This is a genomic window from Marinobacterium sp. xm-m-383 (assembly GCF_013283255.1).
Taxonomy (GTDB): Bacteria; Pseudomonadota; Gammaproteobacteria; order Pseudomonadales; family Balneatricaceae; genus Marinobacterium_E.
Genome location: NZ_WBYT01000001.1, coordinates 721,199 through 740,817, shown reverse-complemented (window position 1 = coordinate 740,817; position 19,619 = coordinate 721,199). Strand labels below are relative to the sequence as shown.

The 19,619-nt window shown below is 47.4% G+C and carries 21 protein-coding genes; 19 read left to right on the top strand and 2 right to left on the bottom strand.

Going from position 1 to position 19,619, the window contains the following annotated elements; all coding sequences use genetic code 11:
- The first annotated feature begins 570 nt into the window (after window positions 1–570).
- Both XMM383_RS03565 and XMM383_RS03560 read left to right on the top strand, forming a co-directional pair.
- Window positions 571–831 (top strand): succinate dehydrogenase assembly factor 2, encoded by a 261-nt coding sequence (locus tag XMM383_RS03565; protein ID WP_173482130.1) that lies wholly within the window; start codon window positions 571–573, stop codon window positions 829–831.
- Window positions 809–1,228 (top strand): hypothetical protein, encoded by a 420-nt coding sequence (locus XMM383_RS03560; protein ID WP_173482129.1) that lies wholly within the window; start codon window positions 809–811, stop codon window positions 1,226–1,228. Before XMM383_RS03565 ends, XMM383_RS03560 begins: the two co-directional genes overlap by 23 nt.
- Here XMM383_RS03560 and nadB read toward each other — a convergent pair.
- Complete coding sequence (gene nadB / locus XMM383_RS03555) at window positions 1,218–2,825, bottom strand: L-aspartate oxidase (RefSeq protein ID WP_173482128.1); 1,608 nt, start codon at window positions 2,823–2,825, stop codon at window positions 1,218–1,220. The two genes, XMM383_RS03560 and nadB, sit on opposite strands and share 11 nt — an antisense overlap.
- A 215-nt stretch (window positions 2,826–3,040) precedes the next feature.
- Between nadB and rpoE the strand changes: the two genes are divergently transcribed.
- From rpoE to adk, 16 genes are all read left to right on the top strand, one after another.
- Window positions 3,041–3,619: an RNA polymerase sigma factor RpoE gene (rpoE, locus tag XMM383_RS03550; protein WP_371731473.1), complete on the top strand. Its 579-nt coding sequence runs from the start codon at window positions 3,041–3,043 to the stop codon at window positions 3,617–3,619.
- An 18-nt stretch (window positions 3,620–3,637) separates the two neighbouring features.
- Window positions 3,638–4,432: a MucB/RseB C-terminal domain-containing protein gene (locus XMM383_RS03545; RefSeq protein WP_173482127.1), complete on the top strand. Its 795-nt coding sequence runs from the start codon at window positions 3,638–3,640 to the stop codon at window positions 4,430–4,432.
- A 3-nt stretch (window positions 4,433–4,435) separates the two neighbouring features.
- On the top strand, window positions 4,436–4,864 hold the full coding sequence (locus tag XMM383_RS03540; protein ID WP_173482126.1) for a SoxR reducing system RseC family protein: 429 nt from the start codon (window positions 4,436–4,438) through the stop codon (window positions 4,862–4,864).
- 22 nt (window positions 4,865–4,886) lie between these two features.
- Complete coding sequence (locus XMM383_RS03535; RefSeq protein WP_173489137.1) at window positions 4,887–6,284, top strand: DegQ family serine endoprotease; 1,398 nt, start codon at window positions 4,887–4,889, stop codon at window positions 6,282–6,284.
- A 133-nt stretch (window positions 6,285–6,417) separates the two neighbouring features.
- A complete protein-coding gene (gene lepA / locus XMM383_RS03530; RefSeq protein ID WP_173482124.1) occupies window positions 6,418–8,217 on the top strand; it encodes a translation elongation factor 4 in 1,800 nt (599 codons plus the stop codon).
- 7 nt (window positions 8,218–8,224) lie between these two features.
- Complete coding sequence (gene lepB / locus XMM383_RS03525) at window positions 8,225–9,016, top strand: signal peptidase I (RefSeq protein WP_173482123.1); 792 nt, start codon at window positions 8,225–8,227, stop codon at window positions 9,014–9,016.
- An 18-nt stretch (window positions 9,017–9,034) separates the two neighbouring features.
- On the top strand, window positions 9,035–9,409 hold the full coding sequence (locus XMM383_RS03520) for a DUF4845 domain-containing protein (protein WP_173482122.1): 375 nt from the start codon (window positions 9,035–9,037) through the stop codon (window positions 9,407–9,409).
- Complete coding sequence (gene rnc / locus XMM383_RS03515; protein WP_173482121.1) at window positions 9,406–10,083, top strand: ribonuclease III; 678 nt, start codon at window positions 9,406–9,408, stop codon at window positions 10,081–10,083. The genes XMM383_RS03520 and rnc overlap by 4 nt, the downstream gene beginning before the upstream one ends.
- Window positions 10,084–10,085: 2 nt before the next feature.
- The gene (gene era / locus XMM383_RS03510) at window positions 10,086–10,988 is read left to right on the top strand and encodes a GTPase Era (protein ID WP_173482120.1); all 903 of its coding nucleotides are present in this window, start codon (window positions 10,086–10,088) and stop codon (window positions 10,986–10,988) included.
- A complete protein-coding gene (gene recO / locus XMM383_RS03505) occupies window positions 10,989–11,693 on the top strand; it encodes a DNA repair protein RecO (protein WP_173484079.1) in 705 nt (234 codons plus the stop codon).
- Window positions 11,693–12,436: a pyridoxine 5'-phosphate synthase gene (gene pdxJ, locus XMM383_RS03500; RefSeq protein ID WP_371731474.1), complete on the top strand. Its 744-nt coding sequence runs from the start codon at window positions 11,693–11,695 to the stop codon at window positions 12,434–12,436. The genes recO and pdxJ overlap by 1 nt, the downstream gene beginning before the upstream one ends.
- Window positions 12,437–12,811 (top strand): holo-ACP synthase, encoded by a 375-nt coding sequence (gene acpS, locus XMM383_RS03495; protein WP_173482117.1) that lies wholly within the window; start codon window positions 12,437–12,439, stop codon window positions 12,809–12,811.
- Window positions 12,812–12,882: 71 nt separating this feature from the next.
- Window positions 12,883–13,788 carry a cysteine synthase CysM gene (gene cysM / locus XMM383_RS03490; protein WP_173482116.1) on the top strand — a complete coding sequence of 302 codons (906 nt, stop codon included), beginning with the start codon at window positions 12,883–12,885 and terminating at the stop codon, window positions 13,786–13,788.
- Window positions 13,789–13,878: 90 nt separating this feature from the next.
- Window positions 13,879–16,143: a GTP diphosphokinase gene (gene relA / locus XMM383_RS03485; RefSeq protein ID WP_173482115.1), complete on the top strand. Its 2,265-nt coding sequence runs from the start codon at window positions 13,879–13,881 to the stop codon at window positions 16,141–16,143.
- The gene (gene mazG, locus XMM383_RS03480; protein ID WP_173482114.1) at window positions 16,143–16,964 is read left to right on the top strand and encodes a nucleoside triphosphate pyrophosphohydrolase; all 822 of its coding nucleotides are present in this window, start codon (window positions 16,143–16,145) and stop codon (window positions 16,962–16,964) included. Before relA ends, mazG begins: the two co-directional genes overlap by 1 nt.
- Before the next feature lie 260 nt (window positions 16,965–17,224).
- Window positions 17,225–17,878 (top strand): adenylate kinase, encoded by a 654-nt coding sequence (gene adk, locus XMM383_RS03475; RefSeq protein WP_173482113.1) that lies wholly within the window; start codon window positions 17,225–17,227, stop codon window positions 17,876–17,878.
- A gap of 217 nt (window positions 17,879–18,095) precedes the next feature.
- On the opposite strand, the gene XMM383_RS03470 is transcribed toward adk, so the two are convergent.
- Entirely contained in the window at window positions 18,096–18,428 is a 333-nt protein-coding gene (locus tag XMM383_RS03470) for a Qac family quaternary ammonium compound efflux SMR transporter (RefSeq protein ID WP_173482599.1), read from the bottom strand.
- Between the two features lie 489 nt (window positions 18,429–18,917).
- Between XMM383_RS03470 and XMM383_RS03465 the strand changes: the two genes are divergently transcribed.
- Complete coding sequence (locus XMM383_RS03465) at window positions 18,918–19,487, top strand: hypothetical protein (protein ID WP_173482299.1); 570 nt, start codon at window positions 18,918–18,920, stop codon at window positions 19,485–19,487.
- Window positions 19,488–19,619: the final 132 nt, after the last annotated feature.

Genomic DNA, 19,619 nt, shown 5'->3' with positions numbered 1-19,619 from the left:
GTGTGGGGTTTCCCCATGTGAGAGTAGGTCATTGCCAGGCACCTAACATAGAAAAAGGGTCATCCGTTCGGATGGCCCTTTTTTTATGTTTGGCAGCAAGGAGACTTCTGAGCGAATGCCCATGTGACAACCCATGCCCCAACGGGGCGGGGTTGAGGCGCTGCAAGCGTCGCGAAGCGATGACGAGCAACGCTCGGCACCTATTGTAGGTCATTGAGAGCTTCGTAAAGGATCTCTGCCAAATCCATCGCGGCCTTTGCAAGACCGCTCCAACGGTTTTAATAAAGATCTCTGCCAACGTCAACAGCGGATGACAGGCTGAAGGCCAGTCACCGTAGCTTCGTAGTGAATTAAGCACACCAGTGACAGGCTGAAGGCCAGTCACCGTAGTTCCGTAGCGAGTTAAGCACACCAGTGACAGGCTTTAGCCTGTCACCTGCTCTCCAATCACGCTCCCAACCTTCGCAGCCTTTGCAAGACCGCTCCAACGTCTCAACTTTCTCCCCCTACCATGCCCATTTAATGCTATATTTACTCTCATCTAATCAACGCGTTTTGGAGTGGTATAGCGTGTATTCTGAAGAAGACATTCGTCGTCTTACTTGGCAGTCTCGTCGTGGTATGTGGGAACTGGATCTGCTGTTTGTTCCGTTCATGGAGAATCATTTTCGGGACCAATCAGTTGAGGATCAAGATCGCTTTGTGAAGCTTCTTGATTGTGAGGATCAGGAGCTTTTTCTCTGGTTCATGCAGCGTGAAAAGCCGGCTGACCCAGATATGGAGAGGGCGGTCACTGTGGTGTTGGATTGTGTTCGCGCCAGTAAGGTTTGATCTTATTGAATCTAAAGCCAAACGTCTGTTTACGTTTGGCTTTTTTGTTTTAGTCGGTTTAACCCCTTTACTCACCGGTGCATCGACTGCGGTGTATCTTCTGTTACTTACCTTCTCACTATGGGTCTATCGTGCTTTGGCTCCATTTGAGCGCTTTACCGGCTTTGTTTGGAATGCCGATAAAGATAGGTTTTGCCTGTTTATAGATGAGAAGATGTTAGTGACAGCTCCACCTGTTCAAATTATAAACTTAAGGTTTGTTCTCTTTATTAAAGTACAACCATTAGAGCGTGCATTACCCGTTTGGATTTGTGTCTGGTTTGACCAATTACCAGAGAGTGGGTGGCGGCGCTTATCGGTTATTTCTCAATACGCGCCTATTGCTGCTAAGCGTTAACGCCCCAGAAGTAGTTTTCCGGCACCAGAACGGTGTCATAAAGATCAGGTGACTGTTCTGGGTAGTCGAGCGTGTAGTGAAGGCCACGTGATTCAGTGCGTTTCATAGCACAGCGGATAATTAATTCCGAGACGGTCACTAGATTACGAAGCTCGATCAGATACTTACTCACTTTATAGTTGCTGTAGTACTCATTGATCTCATCGTTCAATAGATCGATACGGTGCTGTGCTCGCTGTAGGCGTTTATCAGTACGTACAATACCCACGTAGTCCCACATAAAACGGCGCAGTTCATCCCAGTTGTGCGAGATTATGACATCTTCGTCTGAGTTAACTACCTGTGAGTCATCCCAGTTAGGGACTTCTGGGAAGGCTTCTCCACTCTCTTGTAGCAGTGATGCCACCTGTTCAGCCGCGGATTTACCGTACACGATACACTCAAGTAGAGAGTTTGACGCTAATCGGTTTGCGCCATGAAGGCCTGTAAACGCGGTCTCACCAATGGCAAAGAGTCCTTTGATATCGGTCTGGCCATTTATGTCGGTCATGACACCGCCACAGGTGTAGTGTGCAGCTGGTACTACGGGTATCGGTTCCTTAGTAATGTCGATCCCAAGTTCTAAACAGCGCTCATAAATGGTTGGGAAGTGCTCTTTAATGAAATCTGCGGGTTTGTGAGAAATATCCAAGTGAACATATTCACAACCAACACGTTTCATCTCAAAGTCGATGGCGCGGGCGACGATATCGCGTGGTGCCAGTTCGGCTCTCTCATCAAAACGGTGCATGAAACGGGTGCCGTTAGGTAGTTTCAGAATACCGCCTTCGCCACGGATCGCTTCGGTGACCAAAAAGCTCTGTGCCTTAGGGTGATAAAGGTAGGTAGGGTGAAACTGATTAAACTCTAGGTTTGCAACTCGGCAGCCTGCTCGCCAAGCCATTGCAATACCATCGCCGGATGCGACGCCGTTCGGGTTGGTGTTATAGAGGTAAGCCTTAGAGGCACCGCCAGTTGCTAATATGACGGTTCGAGCAAGAAACAGATCAACGCTCTCTGTCTCTTGGTTGTAGACATAGGCACCTACACACGCATCTTCACCTAAGCCTAATTTACGACGGGTGATCAGGTCGATCGCAATTCGATCTTCAAACAGCTCAATGTTGCTGGCCGACCTTGCTTGGCTGATTAGAGTTTGTTGAATCGCTTTGCCTGTTGCATCGGCCGAGTGAAGTACACGGCGATGTGAGTGGCCGCCTTCTCGTGTTAAATGATACTGCTCTTCCTGTCGTGTGAAAGGTACACCCTGATCAATTAGCCATTGAATGCCTTTGGGGCCATCTTTTACGGTGTGTTGAACAGAGTCTAAGTGTCCAAGGTTGGCACCAGCAACCAGGGTGTCGTTGATGTGGTTTTCGGTTTGATCTTTTGGATCAAAAACACCGGCAATTCCACCCTGTGCCCACCAGGTAGCACCATGCTCTAATTTACCCTTGCTCAAGACGTGTGCCTTCAGGTTAGACGGTAAATTTAGTGCGGCTGTTAAACCGGCTGCGCCACTGCCAATGATCAGTACATCTGCTTCAAATCGTGCCATCTGTTTTGACTTATTGAGACCGTAAAAAAGAGCTCTATTATGCGAGTGTGTTTAGCTCTTGGTAAGGGGTTTGTAAAAAAACTTCAATAATTGGGGAACTTTTCTACATTTTTTGAATCTTAGTCTGTGTAAGAGATTGATCGGCTTGATATTAGGTTGGTGTAACAATCATACTGTCATCCTCCGAAGCCCTTTGGCATTGACTAGGATAGAGAGTGAACGATACCAACCACAAGATAACCGATCAGATGCTTGTTGAGCGTGTACAGGCAGGTGATCAGCGTGCGTTTGATCTGCTCGTGAAGCGTTATCAGCATAAGATTATTGCACTGGTAGGGCGTTACATTCACGATCAATCAGAGTCGTTGGATGTTGCACAAGAGACGTTCATTAAGGCTTATAAGGCTCTTAAGAACTTTAGAGGTGAAAGTGCCTTTTACACTTGGCTGTATCGTATAGCCATTAACACTGCGAAGAACTATTTAGTCGCAAGAAGTAAAAGACCGCCTGATAGAGATTTAGATTTTCAAGATCTAGAGAGCGACACAGAGCTTAGAGATCTTGAAACACCAGAAAATAGTTTGCATCGAGATGAGATGTTCGAGGTGATGACCCGAACGCTCGAGCAACTTCCTGAAGAGCTTCGAGTGGCGTTAACACTGAGAGAGCTTGAAGGGATGAGCTACGATGAGATCTCCGAAGTAATGGGGTGTCCAATTGGCACCGTCAGATCAAGGATCCATCGAGCTCGTGAAGCGATTGATAATGAGTTGAAACCAATGCTCTCTAACTAGAGCAAATGAGGATCAAATATGTCGAGCAATAGAGAAAGTCTTTCTGCATTGATGGACTCGGAGGCAACTGAATTTGAGTTGCGTCGTGCTCTTAAACATTACGACGAGAACAGTGAAGACGCTCAAGTATGGCGTCGTTACCACCTCGCTCGAACCTTGATGCGTGAACAGAGCATCAACTCTACTGTTGATATCTCCTCTCAAGTCATGGCCTCTATTTCAGAAGAGCAATCAACTCAGGTTGAAGAGACAAAAACCTCTAGTTGGAGTGCGGTAGGTAGTATGGCTATTGCTGCATCCCTTACCCTAGCTGTCATGATTGGTTTGAACAGCGCTCAGCTGGGTGAGCCGAGCGCATTGGCATCCAGTGGCTACCTAGAGCGTAATCAAGGTTCTTCAGATCTTATGCGCACATCCCTTGCTTCAGGCGTTGAAGCGGTGCAAGAGAGTAAACCAACTCTCGAAGTGATTCGTCTATCTGAAGGTCTTCGCGGTCAGATCGATGAGCATATTGCACTGTTAAACAGCACTGGGACTGACTGGCAGGTTAACTGGCTACCCGATGGTTTTGCTGAAGTATCAGAACGAGTGACTGGTAACAGTCAATCTAAGCTCTACAAAAAGGGTGATCAGGTGCTAAGTGTGGTGATTAAACCGGCTGAAGCAGTCTCTGCATCGGAAGGCGCCTTAAGCGCACAAGGTTTGGTGGCTGTCGGTCGTTTAGTTGATGATCGTTTTGTCTCGGTAGTGGGTGATTTGTCACTGACGGATGCTGATAAAGTGGCTGCAAGCGTGGTGGTCGCTAGCAATTAATTCATGATCGAAGAGCGTGCGACGGTTCTCCGTTCTGAGGCCGATCAGGTTTGGGTAGAGGTGAGTCGCCAAAGTGCTTGTGCATCCTGTGCAAGCTCATCGACTTGTGGCCAGAAACGCCTCAGCGATTGGTTCCCAACCAAACGCGTTGAAGTTCTAATCGATAACCCCAGTCGACTTATTGTATCGCCAGGCCAAGAGGTTTGGGTTGGATTGGAAGAGGGTGCCTTGGTAGGTGCCTCTGTTACCGTCTACCTTATACCGCTGGTCGGTATGATCCTTCTGCCAATTTTGGCGAGATTTTTAAACTTTTCAGAATTTTTTCAGATAGTTGGCGCTATCCTTGGATTCATAGTCGGCTTGTTCATTGGCCGTAATATGGGTTTAAGAGGCGTAGCATCAGGGCAGTATCAGCCACGTTTGCTTCGCTAAGGTTTTTACCTAAGGAGTAAATATGACCTTTCTTCGATCAATTACCTTCGTAGCGGGTATCGCTATTTCATCCTTGGCGATGGCCAAGCAGTTACCCGATTTCACGGATTTAGTGAAAACGCTGTCGCCATCGGTCGTCAATATAAGCACGATTCAAGAACAGAAACAGAGTTCTCGTTCGGCTATGCCCCACAACTTCAACGACCAGGAAGTGCCAGAGATCTTCCGCGACTTCTTCAGGGGTTTTCAGCAGCCACCTGGGCAGCAGCCTCGTATGCATCCACAATCGCTGGGCTCGGGCTTTATTATTTCGGATGATGGCTACATTTTGACCAATCACCATGTGATCGATAAAGCTGAGAAAGTTCTGGTTAGACTGAATGATCGACGCGAAATTGAGGCAGAGATTATTGGTTCTGATCAACGTTCAGATGTGGCGCTACTCAAGGTCGATGCTAAAGATCTACCGGCACTGGAGATCGGTAGCTCTTCTGAGCTTGAAGTGGGTGAGTGGGTACTGGCTATTGGCAGTCCTTTTGGTTTTGACTCAACCGTCACTGCCGGTATTGTCAGCGCTAAGGAGAGAGCCCTTCCAGGTGACTCTTATGTTCCTTTTATTCAAACCGATGTGGCGATCAACCCAGGCAACTCCGGAGGCCCGCTATTCAATCTAGATGGCGAAGTGGTCGGTATCAACTCGCAGATATATACCCGCTCAGGTGGCTTCATGGGGGTCTCTTTCTCCATTCCCATCGATGTGGCTATGGAGGTTGCCAATCAGCTTAAAGAGAAGGGTAGCGTCTCTCGAGGTTGGTTGGGTGTGATTATTCAAGAGGTTACACGTGACCTTGCTGAATCATTCGGCTTAGATAAACCATCAGGTGCGCTGGTTGCACAGGTGTTAAGTGATAGTCCTGCAGAAGAGGCAGGGTTTGAAGCGGGTGATGTCATCGTTAAATTTAATGGCCGTGAGATCGGTTTGTCAGCCGAGCTACCTGCTCAGGTTGGTCGTATTGCACCGGGCGAAACAGCGGATGTCGAGGTGTTCCGTTCAGGTAGATCAGTCAACTTGAAAGTGACGATTGGTGAGCTTCCCTCAAATGAAGAGTTAGCCGCTAACCGAGCACAACCTGAGCCTAAAGAGAGAAAGTCTCTGGGCTTGGTGGTTCAAGATATGACGTCTGAAATCAAAGAGCGTACCGGTGTTGATGCAGGGGTCTATGTTGAATCAGTTGGACAAGGTCCTGCGGCCAATGCCGGCGTACGTCAGGGTGATGTGATCACTATGCTAGCCGGTCAGTCAATTAGCTCAGTGGAGCAACTGGCCGATATAGTGGCCGACTTGCCAGATGACAAAGCGGTGCCACTTCGAGTGATTCGTGGCGGTAATCCAGTCTTTTTAGCAATGCGTCTCGAGTGAACCTAGTGGATCGTTGAAAAGATCCTCTGCAGGGGCCTTAATGGCCCCTGTTTTCTATCTATAGGGCATGAATTCGAGTAGAATTGTGCGCTAAATTTTCTTTGTCGTTCCAAGAGTATAGGTTTTACACAGAGTGAGTGAACTAGATCACATTCGTAACTTCAGTATCATTGCACACATCGACCACGGTAAGTCGACGTTAGCCGATCGCATTATTCAAATTTGTGGCGGTCTGTCTGATCGTGAAATGGCTGAACAGGTCCTCGATTCAATGGATATCGAGCGCGAACGTGGCATCACCATCAAAGCTCAAAGTGTCACCTTGGACTACAAAGCGCGCAACGGTGAAACTTACCAGTTGAACTTCATCGATACGCCGGGACACGTCGACTTCTCTTATGAAGTTTCACGCTCACTCTATGCATGTGAAGGTGCACTTCTTGTTGTCGATGCCGCGCAAGGTGTTGAAGCGCAGTCGGTAGCCAACTGTTACACCGCGATAGAGCAGGGCCTTGAGGTTCTACCTGTCTTGAACAAAATGGATCTACCTCAGGCTGAACCCGAAGTGGTTCGTCAGGAGATTGAAGAGGTGATCGGTATCGACGCTTCAGCTGCGGTCCCTTGTTCAGCTAAAACGGGTATGGGCGTTGAAGATGTTCTAGAGGCGCTGATCGATGTAATCCCACCACCACAAGGTGACCGCGAAGCACCACTTCAAGCCCTAATTATCGACTCCTGGTTTGATAACTACCTAGGGGTCGTCTCACTGGTTCGTGTGACTCAAGGAACCTTGCGTCGTAAAGATCGCATCATGGTTAAATCGACTGGCATGAACTACCAGGCTGAGATGGTCGGTATCTTTACACCAAAACAGGTGAAAACTGACATCTTACAAGCAGGTGAAGTAGGCTTCGTTGTTGCCGGCATCAAAGATATTCACGGTGCACCGGTGGGTGATACCTTGACGCATCAAAAGACACCTGATGTTGATGCACTGCCAGGTTTCCAAAAAGTTCAACCACAGGTTTATGCCGGTCTATTCCCAACGAGTTCTGATGACTATGAAGACTTCCGTGAAGCGCTCGACAAGCTAACGCTTAATGATGCCTCTCTCTTCTTCGAGCCTGAAACATCGGATGCACTTGGCTTTGGTTTCCGTTGTGGCTTCTTGGGTATGCTTCACATGGAGATCATCCAAGAGCGTCTTGAGCGCGAATACGATCTCGATCTGATTACAACAGCCCCAACGGTTGTCTACGAAGTGGAGATGAACAACGGCGATATCATCTACATTGACAGCCCATCGAAACTGCCAGACCCAGGCGGCATTCGTGAGATGCGTGAGCCGATCGTGACAGCGAATATCCTTGTGCCTCAGGACTACCTTGGCCAAGTCATTGGCTTGTGTGTGGAGAAGCGCGGTATTCAGAAGAACATGCAGTTTGTTGGTAAGCAGGTTCAGTTAAGTTATGAACTGCCAATGGCCGAAGTGGTATTGGACTTCTTTGACCGTTTGAAATCGGTATCACGTGGATACGCTTCCCTTGAGTACAACTTCACCCGTTTCGAGGCCGCTAAGCTGGTTCGAATGGATATTCTCATTAACGGTGAGAAAGTGGATGCTTTGGCCGTTATCCTTCACCGCGATAACTCAATGTACCGCGGCCGTCTGCTCTGTGAAAAGATGAAAGACCTTATTCCACGTCAGATGTTCGATGTCGCTATTCAAGCGGCTCTGGGTGGTAAGATCATTGCTCGTACAACGGTTAAAGCTCTGCGCAAGAACGTTTTAGCAAAATGTTACGGTGGTGACGTGAGCCGTAAGAAGAAACTGCTCGCTAAGCAGAAAGAGGGTAAGAAGCGCATGAAGCAGGTGGGTCGAGTTGAGATCCCGCAAGATGCATTCCTAGCCGTACTGAAGGTAGACAGCTGAGGCTAATATGAACTTAGATTTTGCACTGATTCTGGTCGTAGTTACATTAGTTACAGGCCTGCTATGGTTATTGGATATCGCCTTTTTTGCGCCCTCTAGAAAACGCCAAGAGTCGCAAATGGTGGAAGAGGGTTTCGAAGAACCTAAGGTTAATAAACCCTACTGGGCTGAACTCTCTAGCTCTATCTTTCCGGTATTAGCGGCTGTTTTGATTCTTCGTTCATTTCTATACGAACCCTTTCAAATCCCTTCAGGTTCGATGCTGCCGACGCTGAAAGTTGGTGACTTCATTTTGGTGAATAAATACCACTACGGTCTTCGTACACCGGTTGGAAACATCAAGTTTGTTGATAATAACGAGCCGCAACGTGGCGACGTTATGGTATTTAAATACCCTCAAAACCCAAGCGTGTACTATATTAAACGTGTGATAGGTCTTCCGGGTGACGAGATTGTTTACAAAGATAAGATGCTCTTTGTGAACGGTGAGCCGCAGAATCAAACGTTGATTGCTCAAATACCAGCGATCAACCCCAAGCGTCTTCAAGTTGAAGAGCAGCTAGGCGATGTTGCGCACGAGATCTATCGCGATGTAAATGCACGTGTAATGAATGGTGGCTGGCGTGTGCCAGAGGGTCACTACTTTATGATGGGCGATAACCGCGATAACAGTAATGACAGCCGTTATTGGGGTTTTGTTCCTGATGAATTGATCGTCGGTAAAGCGGTGAGTGTTTGGATGCATTGGGCTCAACTATTGAGCATTCCAGATTTCACGGCGATGCGATCCATTCAGTAAATAATACTGAGGTTGAGTATGGATAAGCACATTCGACAAAAGGGCATCAGTACACTATCGATACTGTTACTGCTTATTGTTGGCTCAGTTGGCTTTAGCCTTGGGTTTAAACTGCTAGCGCCTTACTCAACCCATACAACCGTGGTCAGCATTATTGAAGATATTATTGCTGACCCGGCTGAACTCTCAAAAAGTCGCGCCGAGATTCGTCGTGATATCGAGCGTCGATTTACGATTAATCAAGTAGCTCTGCCTGGACGTGACGCTTTGCAGATCACTCAGGATACTGGTGAACTGATATTCACGCTGGACTATGAAGAGCGCGTCCCACTGTACGGCAACATTGATGCTGTCGTTGTTTTTAAAGATGAATTTAAAGCGATAAAACCTTGATACGACCTGTCTCAGAGTTGGCTAGAAAGCTTGGCCACACCTACCAAGATGAATCCCTGCTTGAATTGGCGTTAACGCACCGAAGCTGTGGTAAGCGCAACAATGAACGCCTGGAATTTTTGGGCGATTCAATCCTAAACTTTGTCATAGCTAATGCGCTGTTTGAGCAGTTTGAACAGGCTAAAGAGGGTGAAATGAGCCGTCTTAGAGCAAAGTTGGTGAAAGGTGAAACTCTTGCAGAGATCGGTCGTGAGCTAGGTTTGGGTGATTATCTTCGCCTTGGTTCGGGTGAGTTAAAGAGTGGTGGTTTCCGTCGCGACTCAATTTTGGCTGATGCGGTAGAGGCGATCATTGGATCCATTCACTTGGACAGTGATTTTGAGACGTCTAAACAGTTCATCTTAGGGTTGTTCAAAGAGCGTTTAGCAGCGATCGATCTTAAAAAGTCAGTCAAAGACTCTAAAACGCGCCTTCAAGAGTTTATGCAGTCACGACGTAAGCCGCTACCTGATTACCAACTGGATAAAGTCGTTGGTGAGGCGCATGATCAGACCTTCTATATCTCTTGTCAGGTTCAACTGTTGGATCAAAGCTGCAAGGGTGTTGGATCCAGCCGCCGCCAGGCAGAACAAGAAGCCGCTCGTGCTGCACTGATTGCACTAGGGCAGGAGTAATCATGGAAGCGAATACACGCTGTGGCTATGTTGCTATTGTTGGCCGACCGAATGTGGGTAAGAGCACACTGCTCAACCATATCCTTGGTCAAAAGCTGAGCATCACCTCAAAAAAACCTCAAACGACTCGTCATCAGATTCTTGGTATTAAAACCGAAGAGGATCTGCAGGTTATCTACGTTGATACACCCGGGCTACACAACGACGCTACAGGTAAAGCACTGAACCGTTACATGAACAAAGCCGCCTCTGAGGCGCTGCGTCATGTCGATCTAGTCGTCTTTATTGTCGATCGTACCGCTTGGACCGAAGAGGATGAGATCGTACTCTCTAAGTTGGAGAAGCTTCGTTGCCCAGTCATATTGGCGGTTAATAAAGTGGATCTACTCAAGGATAAAGAGTCGCTTCTCCCTTGGATCGAAACGCTCAATAGCAAACGCCATTTTGATCAGATCGTGCCTATCTCTGCTCACAAAGGGCATAACGTCGATCAACTAGAGCGTGCCGTTGAATCCTACATGCCGGAAGGGATGCACTTCTACCCTGAAGATCAGATCACCGACCGTAGCTCCCGTTTTGTCGCGGCAGAGCTTGTGCGTGAAAAACTGATGCGTAATCTAGGGGATGAAGTCCCTTACGGAACCACGGTTGAGATCGAAGAGTTTACTCAAGATGAACGTGGTCTGTTGACCATCAGTGCACTGATTCTTGTTGAGCGAGAGGGGCAAAAACGTATTGTTATCGGTGATAAGGGTGAGCGAATTAAAGTGATCGGTCGTGACGCTCGCATCGATATGGAACGCATGTTTGATGCCAAGGTCATGCTGAACCTTTGGGTTAAAGTGAAACGCGGCTGGGCAGACAACGAACGTGCCCTAGCAAGCCTTGGATATCATCACGACTAAATGAACAGTCGCACTGAACAGGTCGCAGCGTTTGTTCTTCACTCGCGTCCCTATCGTGAAACCAGTGCACTTGTCGATCTATTTACACTCGAGTATGGCAAAGTATCAGTAGTTGCTCGAGGTGTGCGCAGGCCAGGCTCAAAGTTACGCCATACGCTTCAACCCTTTACAGTATTGGCCGTTCGATTTGCAGGCCAGTCAGAGCTTAAAACGCTTCATCAAGCCGAATTGGCAGAACTACTCCCCACGTTGACTGGCAAAGCGTTAATGTGTGGCTTGTACGCCAATGAACTACTGGAGCGTTTGCTTCAACCCTTAGAGGCGACACCTAAGTTATTCCTCAATTACAAAGTGCTGCTTAATGATCTGCTTCAATCTCAAGATCACGAGGTGAGTTTACGGCTATTTGAGCAGGCGCTACTGAAGGAGTTAGGGAGTTGGAGCGATCTGTCAGGCTGTCATCAGCCGTACTACCGTTATGATGTTGTGCAGGGGATAAGTGCGGTAGATGAGGTTGCCTCGGCGCATTTCACAGGTGATCAGCTTCGTTCCATTGAACAAGGTGAGTATACTGATCCCAGCGTTAAGAAAGCGGCAAAGTATTTAATGAGAGAGCTCTTAAAAGAGCAGTTAGGTGACAAGCCGTTGCGATCAAGAGAGTTGTTTCAACCGAGATCTAAAGAGAGAAAAGGAGAGAGTGAGTGATCCAGCCAAATCGTATTTTATTAGGTGTGAACATCGATCACATTGCGACTCTTCGTCAAGCTCGTGGTACTCAATACCCAGACCCTGTCTATGCAGCGTCTATTGCTGAGCACGCTGGCGCCGATGGTATTACGGTGCACCTTCGTGAGGACCGTCGCCACATTCAAGATCGTGACATTCGTCTATTGGCGCAAACGCTTCAGACTCGTATGAATTTTGAGATGGCGGTTACTGATGAGATGGTCAGTTTTGCTGAAGAGATCAAACCTGCACACGCCTGTTTAGTGCCAGAGAAACGCGAAGAGTTAACGACTGAAGGCGGTCTGGATGTACTTGGTCATGAAATTCACATTCAGTCGGCGTGTCAGCGCTTGGCGAGAGCCGGAGTCGAAGTCTCACTCTTTATCGATCCTGATCAGGCACAAATTGATGCGGCTAAACGTGTGGGAGCTCCAGTGATTGAACTGCATACTGGTGCTTACGCTGAGGCAGAAGGCCAAGAGCAGTTAGACGAGCTTGAACGACTTAAAGAGGCAGCAACCTATGCTCACTCAATAGGTCTGGTGGTCAACGCTGGTCATGGTCTGCACTACCATAACGTAGAGCCGATTGCTGAAATTCCAGAGTTCAATGAGCTAAACATTGGTCATGCGATCATCGCCCGTTCACTCTTTGTCGGCTTGGATCAAGCGGTTCGTGAAATGCGTGATCTGATGCTTAATGCCAGAGCGATGGCCAGTTAAATGCTTGTTGGAACCGGTGTCGATATTCTTGAAATCTCTAGAGTGGAGCGCGCACTTGAGCGAACTCCCGGTTTTGCTGAGAGAATATTGACCCCCACTGAGTTGGAAGCGTTCAACCAATCTAGCCAACCCGCGCGTTTTTTAGCTAAACGCTTTGCAGCGAAGGAAGCGGCCGTTAAAGCCTTGGGTACAGGTATCGCTAAAGGCGTTAGCTGGCAGCACCTCGAGGTGGTTAAGAACAGTGCAGGTCGCCCTGATCTGTTGGTGACTGACAAAGCTCTAGAACACGCCGAGGTGCTTGGCATTACCCGGTGGTTTTTAAGCTACAGTGATGAGCAGCACTATGTGGTTGCTCAAGTAATCGCTCAGGCTTAATTCACCATTTCGATGGTGGAATTCCCCTGATATAATCGAATAATAAAATCAATTCTTATAACGGATTAGAGATGAGCTCAACTCAATACCCTACTATCGCTGAGCTGGTTGGCAATACACCGCTAGTCAGACTGCAACGTATCGAAGCGCCAAATAACAACACCATTCTCTGTAAATTAGAGGGTAATAACCCTGCGGGCTCCGTTAAGGATCGTCCTGCCTTGAGTATGATCACTCTAGCCGAAGAGCGAGGCGAGATCGCACCAGGTGATACATTGATCGAGGCGACTTCTGGCAATACCGGTATCGCGTTGGCGATGGCCGCTGCAATCAAGGGGTATACGCTTAAACTGATCATGCCGAATAACATGAGCGAAGAGCGTAAATCGGCTATGAGTGCTTATGGTGCAGAGTTGATTGAGGTGACAAAAGAGGAGGGCATGGAAGGTGCTCGAGACTTGGCCGAGGCAATGCAAGCGCGTGGTGAAGGCAAGGTTCTAAATCAGTTTGGTAACTTAGATAATCCTGAAGCGCACTACCGCACAACAGGGCCTGAAATCTGGCAACAAACCTCAGGAACTATCACACACTTTGTCAGCTCTATGGGAACTACAGGTACCATCATGGGGACCTCGCGCTACCTTAAAGAGCAGAATCCAAGCGTTCAAATTGTTGGTCTTCAACCCTCTGAAGGGTCTCAAATCCCTGGCATACGTCGTTGGCCAAAAGAGTATCTACCAACGATATTCGAAGAGAGTCGTGTCGATCGTGTATTGGATGTTGATCAGGCGGATGCTGAAGTCATGATGCGTCGTTTAGCGACCGAAGAGGGTATTTTCTGTGGTGTTTCGTCAGGTGGTTCCGTTGCTGGCGCGCTAAGATTGGCTCAAGAGGTTGAAAATGCAGTAATCGTCGCCATTATTTGTGATAGAGGCGATCGTTATCTTTCGACAGGTGTCTTCTCTAAGTCATCATAGGTTAAGCCCCGTCGTTCTAATATTGACGCCGTTTTTATGAGTTTGAGCTAGGGTATCAGCTCGCTACTCGCAATACAGGAGTAGCCTACATTGGTTAAGGTTCGTGACGATCAACCGGTCCGTGAAGATGGATCCGTTGATCTGGATCGTTGGTTAGAGATTCTATCTAACCGTTATACATTCGAAGATGAAGCGCGTTTCCGTCAGGCATGCGAATTAGTTGAAGCCTCCTTGAATGAAGAGAGCTCAACTCATGATGTCTGGTCACTGGGGCAAAACGCCTATCTTACTGGTCTGGAGATGGTCCAGATCCTCGTTGACCTGCAGCAGACAGAAGAGGCTCTGGTAGCCGGTGTGCTTTACCGTGCAGTGCGAGAAGAGCGACTATCAATCGACCGGGTTAAAGCTAAATTCGGTGCTGAAATCGCTCGTCTTCTGCGCGGTGTCTTGCAGATGGCTGCAATTGGCAGTCGCAAAAATCCACGTGATGAAGAGGGCGTGTTAGGCACTGGCGGCAGTCAGGTCGACAACGTTCGTAAGATGCTGGTCGCCATGGTGGACGATGTTCGCGTTGCACTCATCAAACTGGCTGAGCGGACCTGCGCGATTCGTGCAGTAAAAGATGCGGATCGACGTAAACGTTACATCGTTGCACGTGAAGTGTTCGATATTTACGCCCCATTAGCGCATCGGTTGGGTATCGGCCACATCAAATGGGAATTAGAAGATCTCTCATTTCGATATCTAAAACCTAATGATTACAAACACATAGCAAAGCTACTTGCTGAAAAGCGTCTTGCGCGTCAAGAGTACATCGACAGTGTCATTAAGCTGCTCGAAGAGAAACTTGTAGAGGTAGGTATTGATGGTCAGGTTTCTGGCCGCGCTAAACACATCTACAGTATCTGGCGAAAGATGCAGCGTAAGAATATCGAATTCAATCAGGTTTACGATGTCCGTGCCCTGCGTATATTGGTGCCAGAAATTCGTGATTGTTACACCGTGCTGGGCATAGTTCATGGCGCATGGCGAAATATCCCGCACGAATTTGATGACTACATCGCATCACCAAAACCCAACGGTTATCGTTCACTGCATACCGCGGTATTCGGTCCTGAATCACAGGCAGTAGAGATTCAGATTCGCACCTTTGACATGCATGAAGAGGCTGAGCTAGGTGTCTGTGCTCACCACCTCTACAAAGGGACAGATACAGCGAGTCGCGCCGATGGCTATGAAGAGAAGATCTCTTGGTTACGCCAGGTTCTCGAGTGGCATGACGAACTGGGCGATACTGAATCATTGGGTGATATTCTCCACTCCGATGTGACCCAGGATCGTGTCTATGTATTCACGCCAGAAGGGCACGTCATTGATCTTCCTGCTGGCGCTACCCCAGTTGATTTTGCTTACCGTGTGCACACGGAAATCGGTCACCGCTGTCGAGGTGCACGTGTCTCGGGTCGTATTGTTCCGCTCAACCGCGCGCTGCAGACTGGTGATCAAGTTGAGATCATGACAGGCCCAGAAGAGCGCCCAAGTCGTGATTGGCTCAACACCAACCTAGGTTATGTAAAAACCTCTAAGGGTAGAGCTAAGATTGCTCATTGGTTTAAGACTCAGGCTCGTGATCAAAATGTGGATGCGGGTAAAGAGATGATTCAGCGTGAGTTTAAGCGATTGGCATTAGACGCCACTGAGGTAGACCTATCGGATATCGCACAACGTCTTAAGTTCCTTTCCAATGAGAACATGTTTGCGGCACTCGGTGCTGGCGATCTAAGAATCTCGCAAGTGATCTCAGCTGCACAAGCGCGTGAAGAGCAGGCCGAACGTGAATCACAATTGGATCTGGATGTTCCTGCTTCGTCACCAAAACAGAGTAGGTCGAGTGACTCTGGTGTCCATGTTGTTGGCGTCGGCAGCTTGATGACTCAATTTGCTAGTTGTTGTAAGCCGATTCACGGCGATGCCATTGCTGGATTCGTGACACAGGGCCGCGGCGTCTCGATCCACCGTGAAGATTGTAAAGAGCTACAACACCTGCGCGAGGTGGAGCCCAGTAAAATTGTTCAAGTGGCTTGGGAAGAGGAGGCTGAAGCCACCTACCCAGTCGATATTGTCATAGAGGCCTTTGACCGGTCTGGACTGTTGCGCGATGTTATGACCATCTTAGCGAACGAGCGAATCAATATATTGTCGGCTAACACACTGACGGATAAGAGTAGCAACGAAGCGAATTTGGCGCTGACCCTAGAGATCGGTCGACTCGATAAGCTTGGCAAGGTGATGGATAAGATCAATCAAATTCCGAATGTCAGTGACGTTCGCCGTGAACGCTCAGGGGTTCATTAATGAGTGATCGCTATACCCTGGATGACCTCATCTACCTGATGGAGCGTTTGCGTGACCCAAAAGCCGGTTGTCCATGGGATTTGGAACAGACCTTTGCTTCAATCGTGCCTCATACCCTCGAAGAGGCTTATGAAGTCGCTGATACCATCGAACGACAGGATTGGCCTCATCTAAAAGATGAGTTGGGCGATCTACTGTTTCAGGTCATCTTCTATTCGCAACTGGGTAAAGAACAATCCCTATTTGATCTTCATGAAGTGGTTGATCAACTCTGCAGTAAGCTGCTGCGTCGCCACCCTCACGTCTTTCCAACAGGTCAGTTACGTGACAGTGCAGAGTCGATCGAAATAGATCAGCAAACTGTGAATGCACAGTGGGAGCGGATCAAAGAGCAGGAGCGCGAAAGCAAAGATCGCGCCCGTGTTTTAGATGAGGTACCAACGACACTGCCGGCTATGAGTCGTGCCGTAAAGCTAACCAAGCGTGCCTCTAAGGTAGGGTTTGATTGGGATGATGCTACCGGCGTGCTGGATAAGATTGAAGAGGAGATCCAAGAGCTCCGCGAAGCGATGCAGCAAGGTGATTTGGATGCGGTTCGCGAAGAGTTAGGCGACCTACTATTTGTTAACGCCAACCTTGCACGAAAATTATCAGTCGATCCCGAGCAGGCTGTTCGTAATACCAACCTTAAATTTGAACGTCGCTTCAACCATGTCGAGGATAGGGTGCTAGCCAGTGGTAAGGATTGGAGAGAGTTTACGCTTGAAGAGCTAGACGCTTGGTGGGATGAAGCCAAAAAGATCGAGAAATCTAAAAAATAGGTTTGATAGAGTCTTTGGCACTATTCGCTTAAAGCCTAATAGTGATTCAGTTCTCAAGCTCTATACAGCCATGCTAATATGCGTGGCTTGCTCGGGATAAGTGATTCCCTTGAGCGCACTTTAAACAGCTTTATAAAGTGCTAAAGGTGACACCGCACGGCTATGGTCGAATTGTGTAATAGCCACACCTAAATTAATGTCAGCGGTAAGAATTTTAATGCTGCGCCCAGGCGCAGCGTATTTTTTTAAGGAGAAAATTAATGCGAATGATACTTCTCGGTGCACCAGGTGCCGGTAAGGGTACTCAGGCTCAGTACATCACTGAGAAATACGGTATCCCACAGATCTCTACTGGGGACATGCTACGTGCAGCCGTAAAAGCGGGTACGCCTCTAGGTGTTGAAGCCAAGAAGGTTATGGACGCAGGTGGTCTGGTATCAGACGACATCATCATCGGCCTAGTTAAAGAGCGCATTGCAGAATCAGATTGTGCTAACGGTTTCCTATTCGACGGCTTCCCGCGCACTATTCCTCAAGCAGATGCTCTGAAAGAAGCTGGCGTTGCTCTAGATGCAGTCGTTGAAATTGACGTCGCAGATGAAGAGATCATCAAGCGTATGTCGGGTCGTCGTGTACACCCTGGTTCAGGTCGTACTTATCACGTCGTATTTAACCCACCTAAAACAGAGGGTAAAGATGACGTAACAGGTGAAGACCTTGTACAGCGTGAAGATGACCAAGAAGAGACAGTTCGCGCTCGCCTAAACGTTTACCATGATCAGACTAAACCTCTAATCGGTTATTACCGTGGTTGGGCTGATGAAGATGCTGCAACTGCGCCAAAATACGTATACGTAGAGGGCGTGGGTAGCGTTGACCAGATCCGTGATCGAGTATTCGAAGGCCTAGCTTGATATCAGAGCTACGGTAAATTAAACCGCACTTATTAGTGCGGTTTTTTTATGCCTACAGGGGGTTTTATTCTCATTCTAAAAGTCTCTTTAAAGGCAGCATTCGACCCAAAGCTGACATTAACGCCTTGCTAGGTGGCCTGAAAAGTAGCTATAACTGCCCCTCTTAGCCAGGTATAGCAGACGCAGTACACTTGAGTAACTTATTAGATGCACTGGATTAATGTGCGCTAGTTTTTGAAAGCAAGTTGAGAACAACAACGCCACTAACGATTAACCCCATCCCAACATATCCCCAAAGGTCAAGTTTTTGACCGTGCATAAACCATGCGACTAGAGTAACTAAAACTATGCCAAGCCCTGACCAAATTGCATATGCAATACCAACAGGGATTGATTTCAGAGTAAGTGAAAGTAAATAGAAAGCTGCGCCATAACCAATAATAACAAGCATAGATGGGGCGATTTTAGTAAAACCTTCACTCGACTTCAGACTAGATGTTGCAATTACTTCACAAATAATTGCAGCGGATAAAAACAACCAGTTTTTCAAGGTTTGCTCCAATGTATATATATTGCGATAGAGTAAACTAACCCTTTAATAATGTGCACTCTTGTTCTTTTGGAGAGACTGTGAGCACATGTACATCTAACATTTCAATTCTAAGACGGTTTGATTTGCCGTTTACTATATACCTATAAAGCATATGATTATTTATGTCCTCTTTTGGCACCTGGCAGACTAAGCAAATGGATGAACAGTCCGAGGATAATATCCCGCCTTGAGCGTCTGGCAGGTGAAATATTTATAGGTTTTGGCTTGAAGCGAGCCCCTTCGAGGTATTAGCAGAGACGGCAGCTTTGTGCCGTTAGACGTAGCCCCGCTTAGCGGTCAAACACGACCCAAAGCTGCCACTGACAATTCAAATGGGTTGCACCTGACGTACTTCGTATATAAGTGCGCAGCAAATAATACAGTTACTAGAAAAAACCTTTAATATCTTTATTTTACTATGCGGATGTATTCCTCAGAGGGAAAAGAATGTCGGAGATCAATTCTACTATTACAGAAGGTAAATCAATGCTGATAAGTTTTGCCGACTGGGAAAATCTTTCTACTGATGATCAGTGGTGTAAGCCTGTAGCGTTCAATTCGGCTGCTGATGAGATCAGCTATGTATTTGATCGATACGAGAATTATGGAGCATCACATGTTGAGTATCTGGTTAATCCTAAAAGGAAAACCTTTGAATATCTTCTGACCGACAGGCTTTATAGAGGGTTGATCGACGAAATGCCTATCAGGTTTTATGATTATAGCCTCCTGAGAAAAGATTATCTGGAAGCCGTGATGGAACGAGGACTAGATGAAAATATTTTCAGGCGGTACAAAGAGATAGAAGATCAGAAACTGGCGAAACTATTCAAATGGCTCTCCGATATTTATGAAATTGAAAATGACTGCTTTGAACTGATACAGACATTTTTCGAAAGATTTGAAACCTATGAATCGTATTTAAAATTTATAGAAGTAATGCAGAAAGATACTGCTACTCAGAAAACTGAAAACGAATCATATAAGGTGTTACTTGATCAACTTTCAAGCATCTAAGGCGATTCGGGGCTTGCCAATGTTTTAATTGGCTAGATTCTGACTTAATTCGCAGCTGTAAACGACTGCTATGTGCCGTTAAGAGACAAAAAAGGAGAGCATTAAACTCTCCTTTTTTTATTTGCTAGCCTC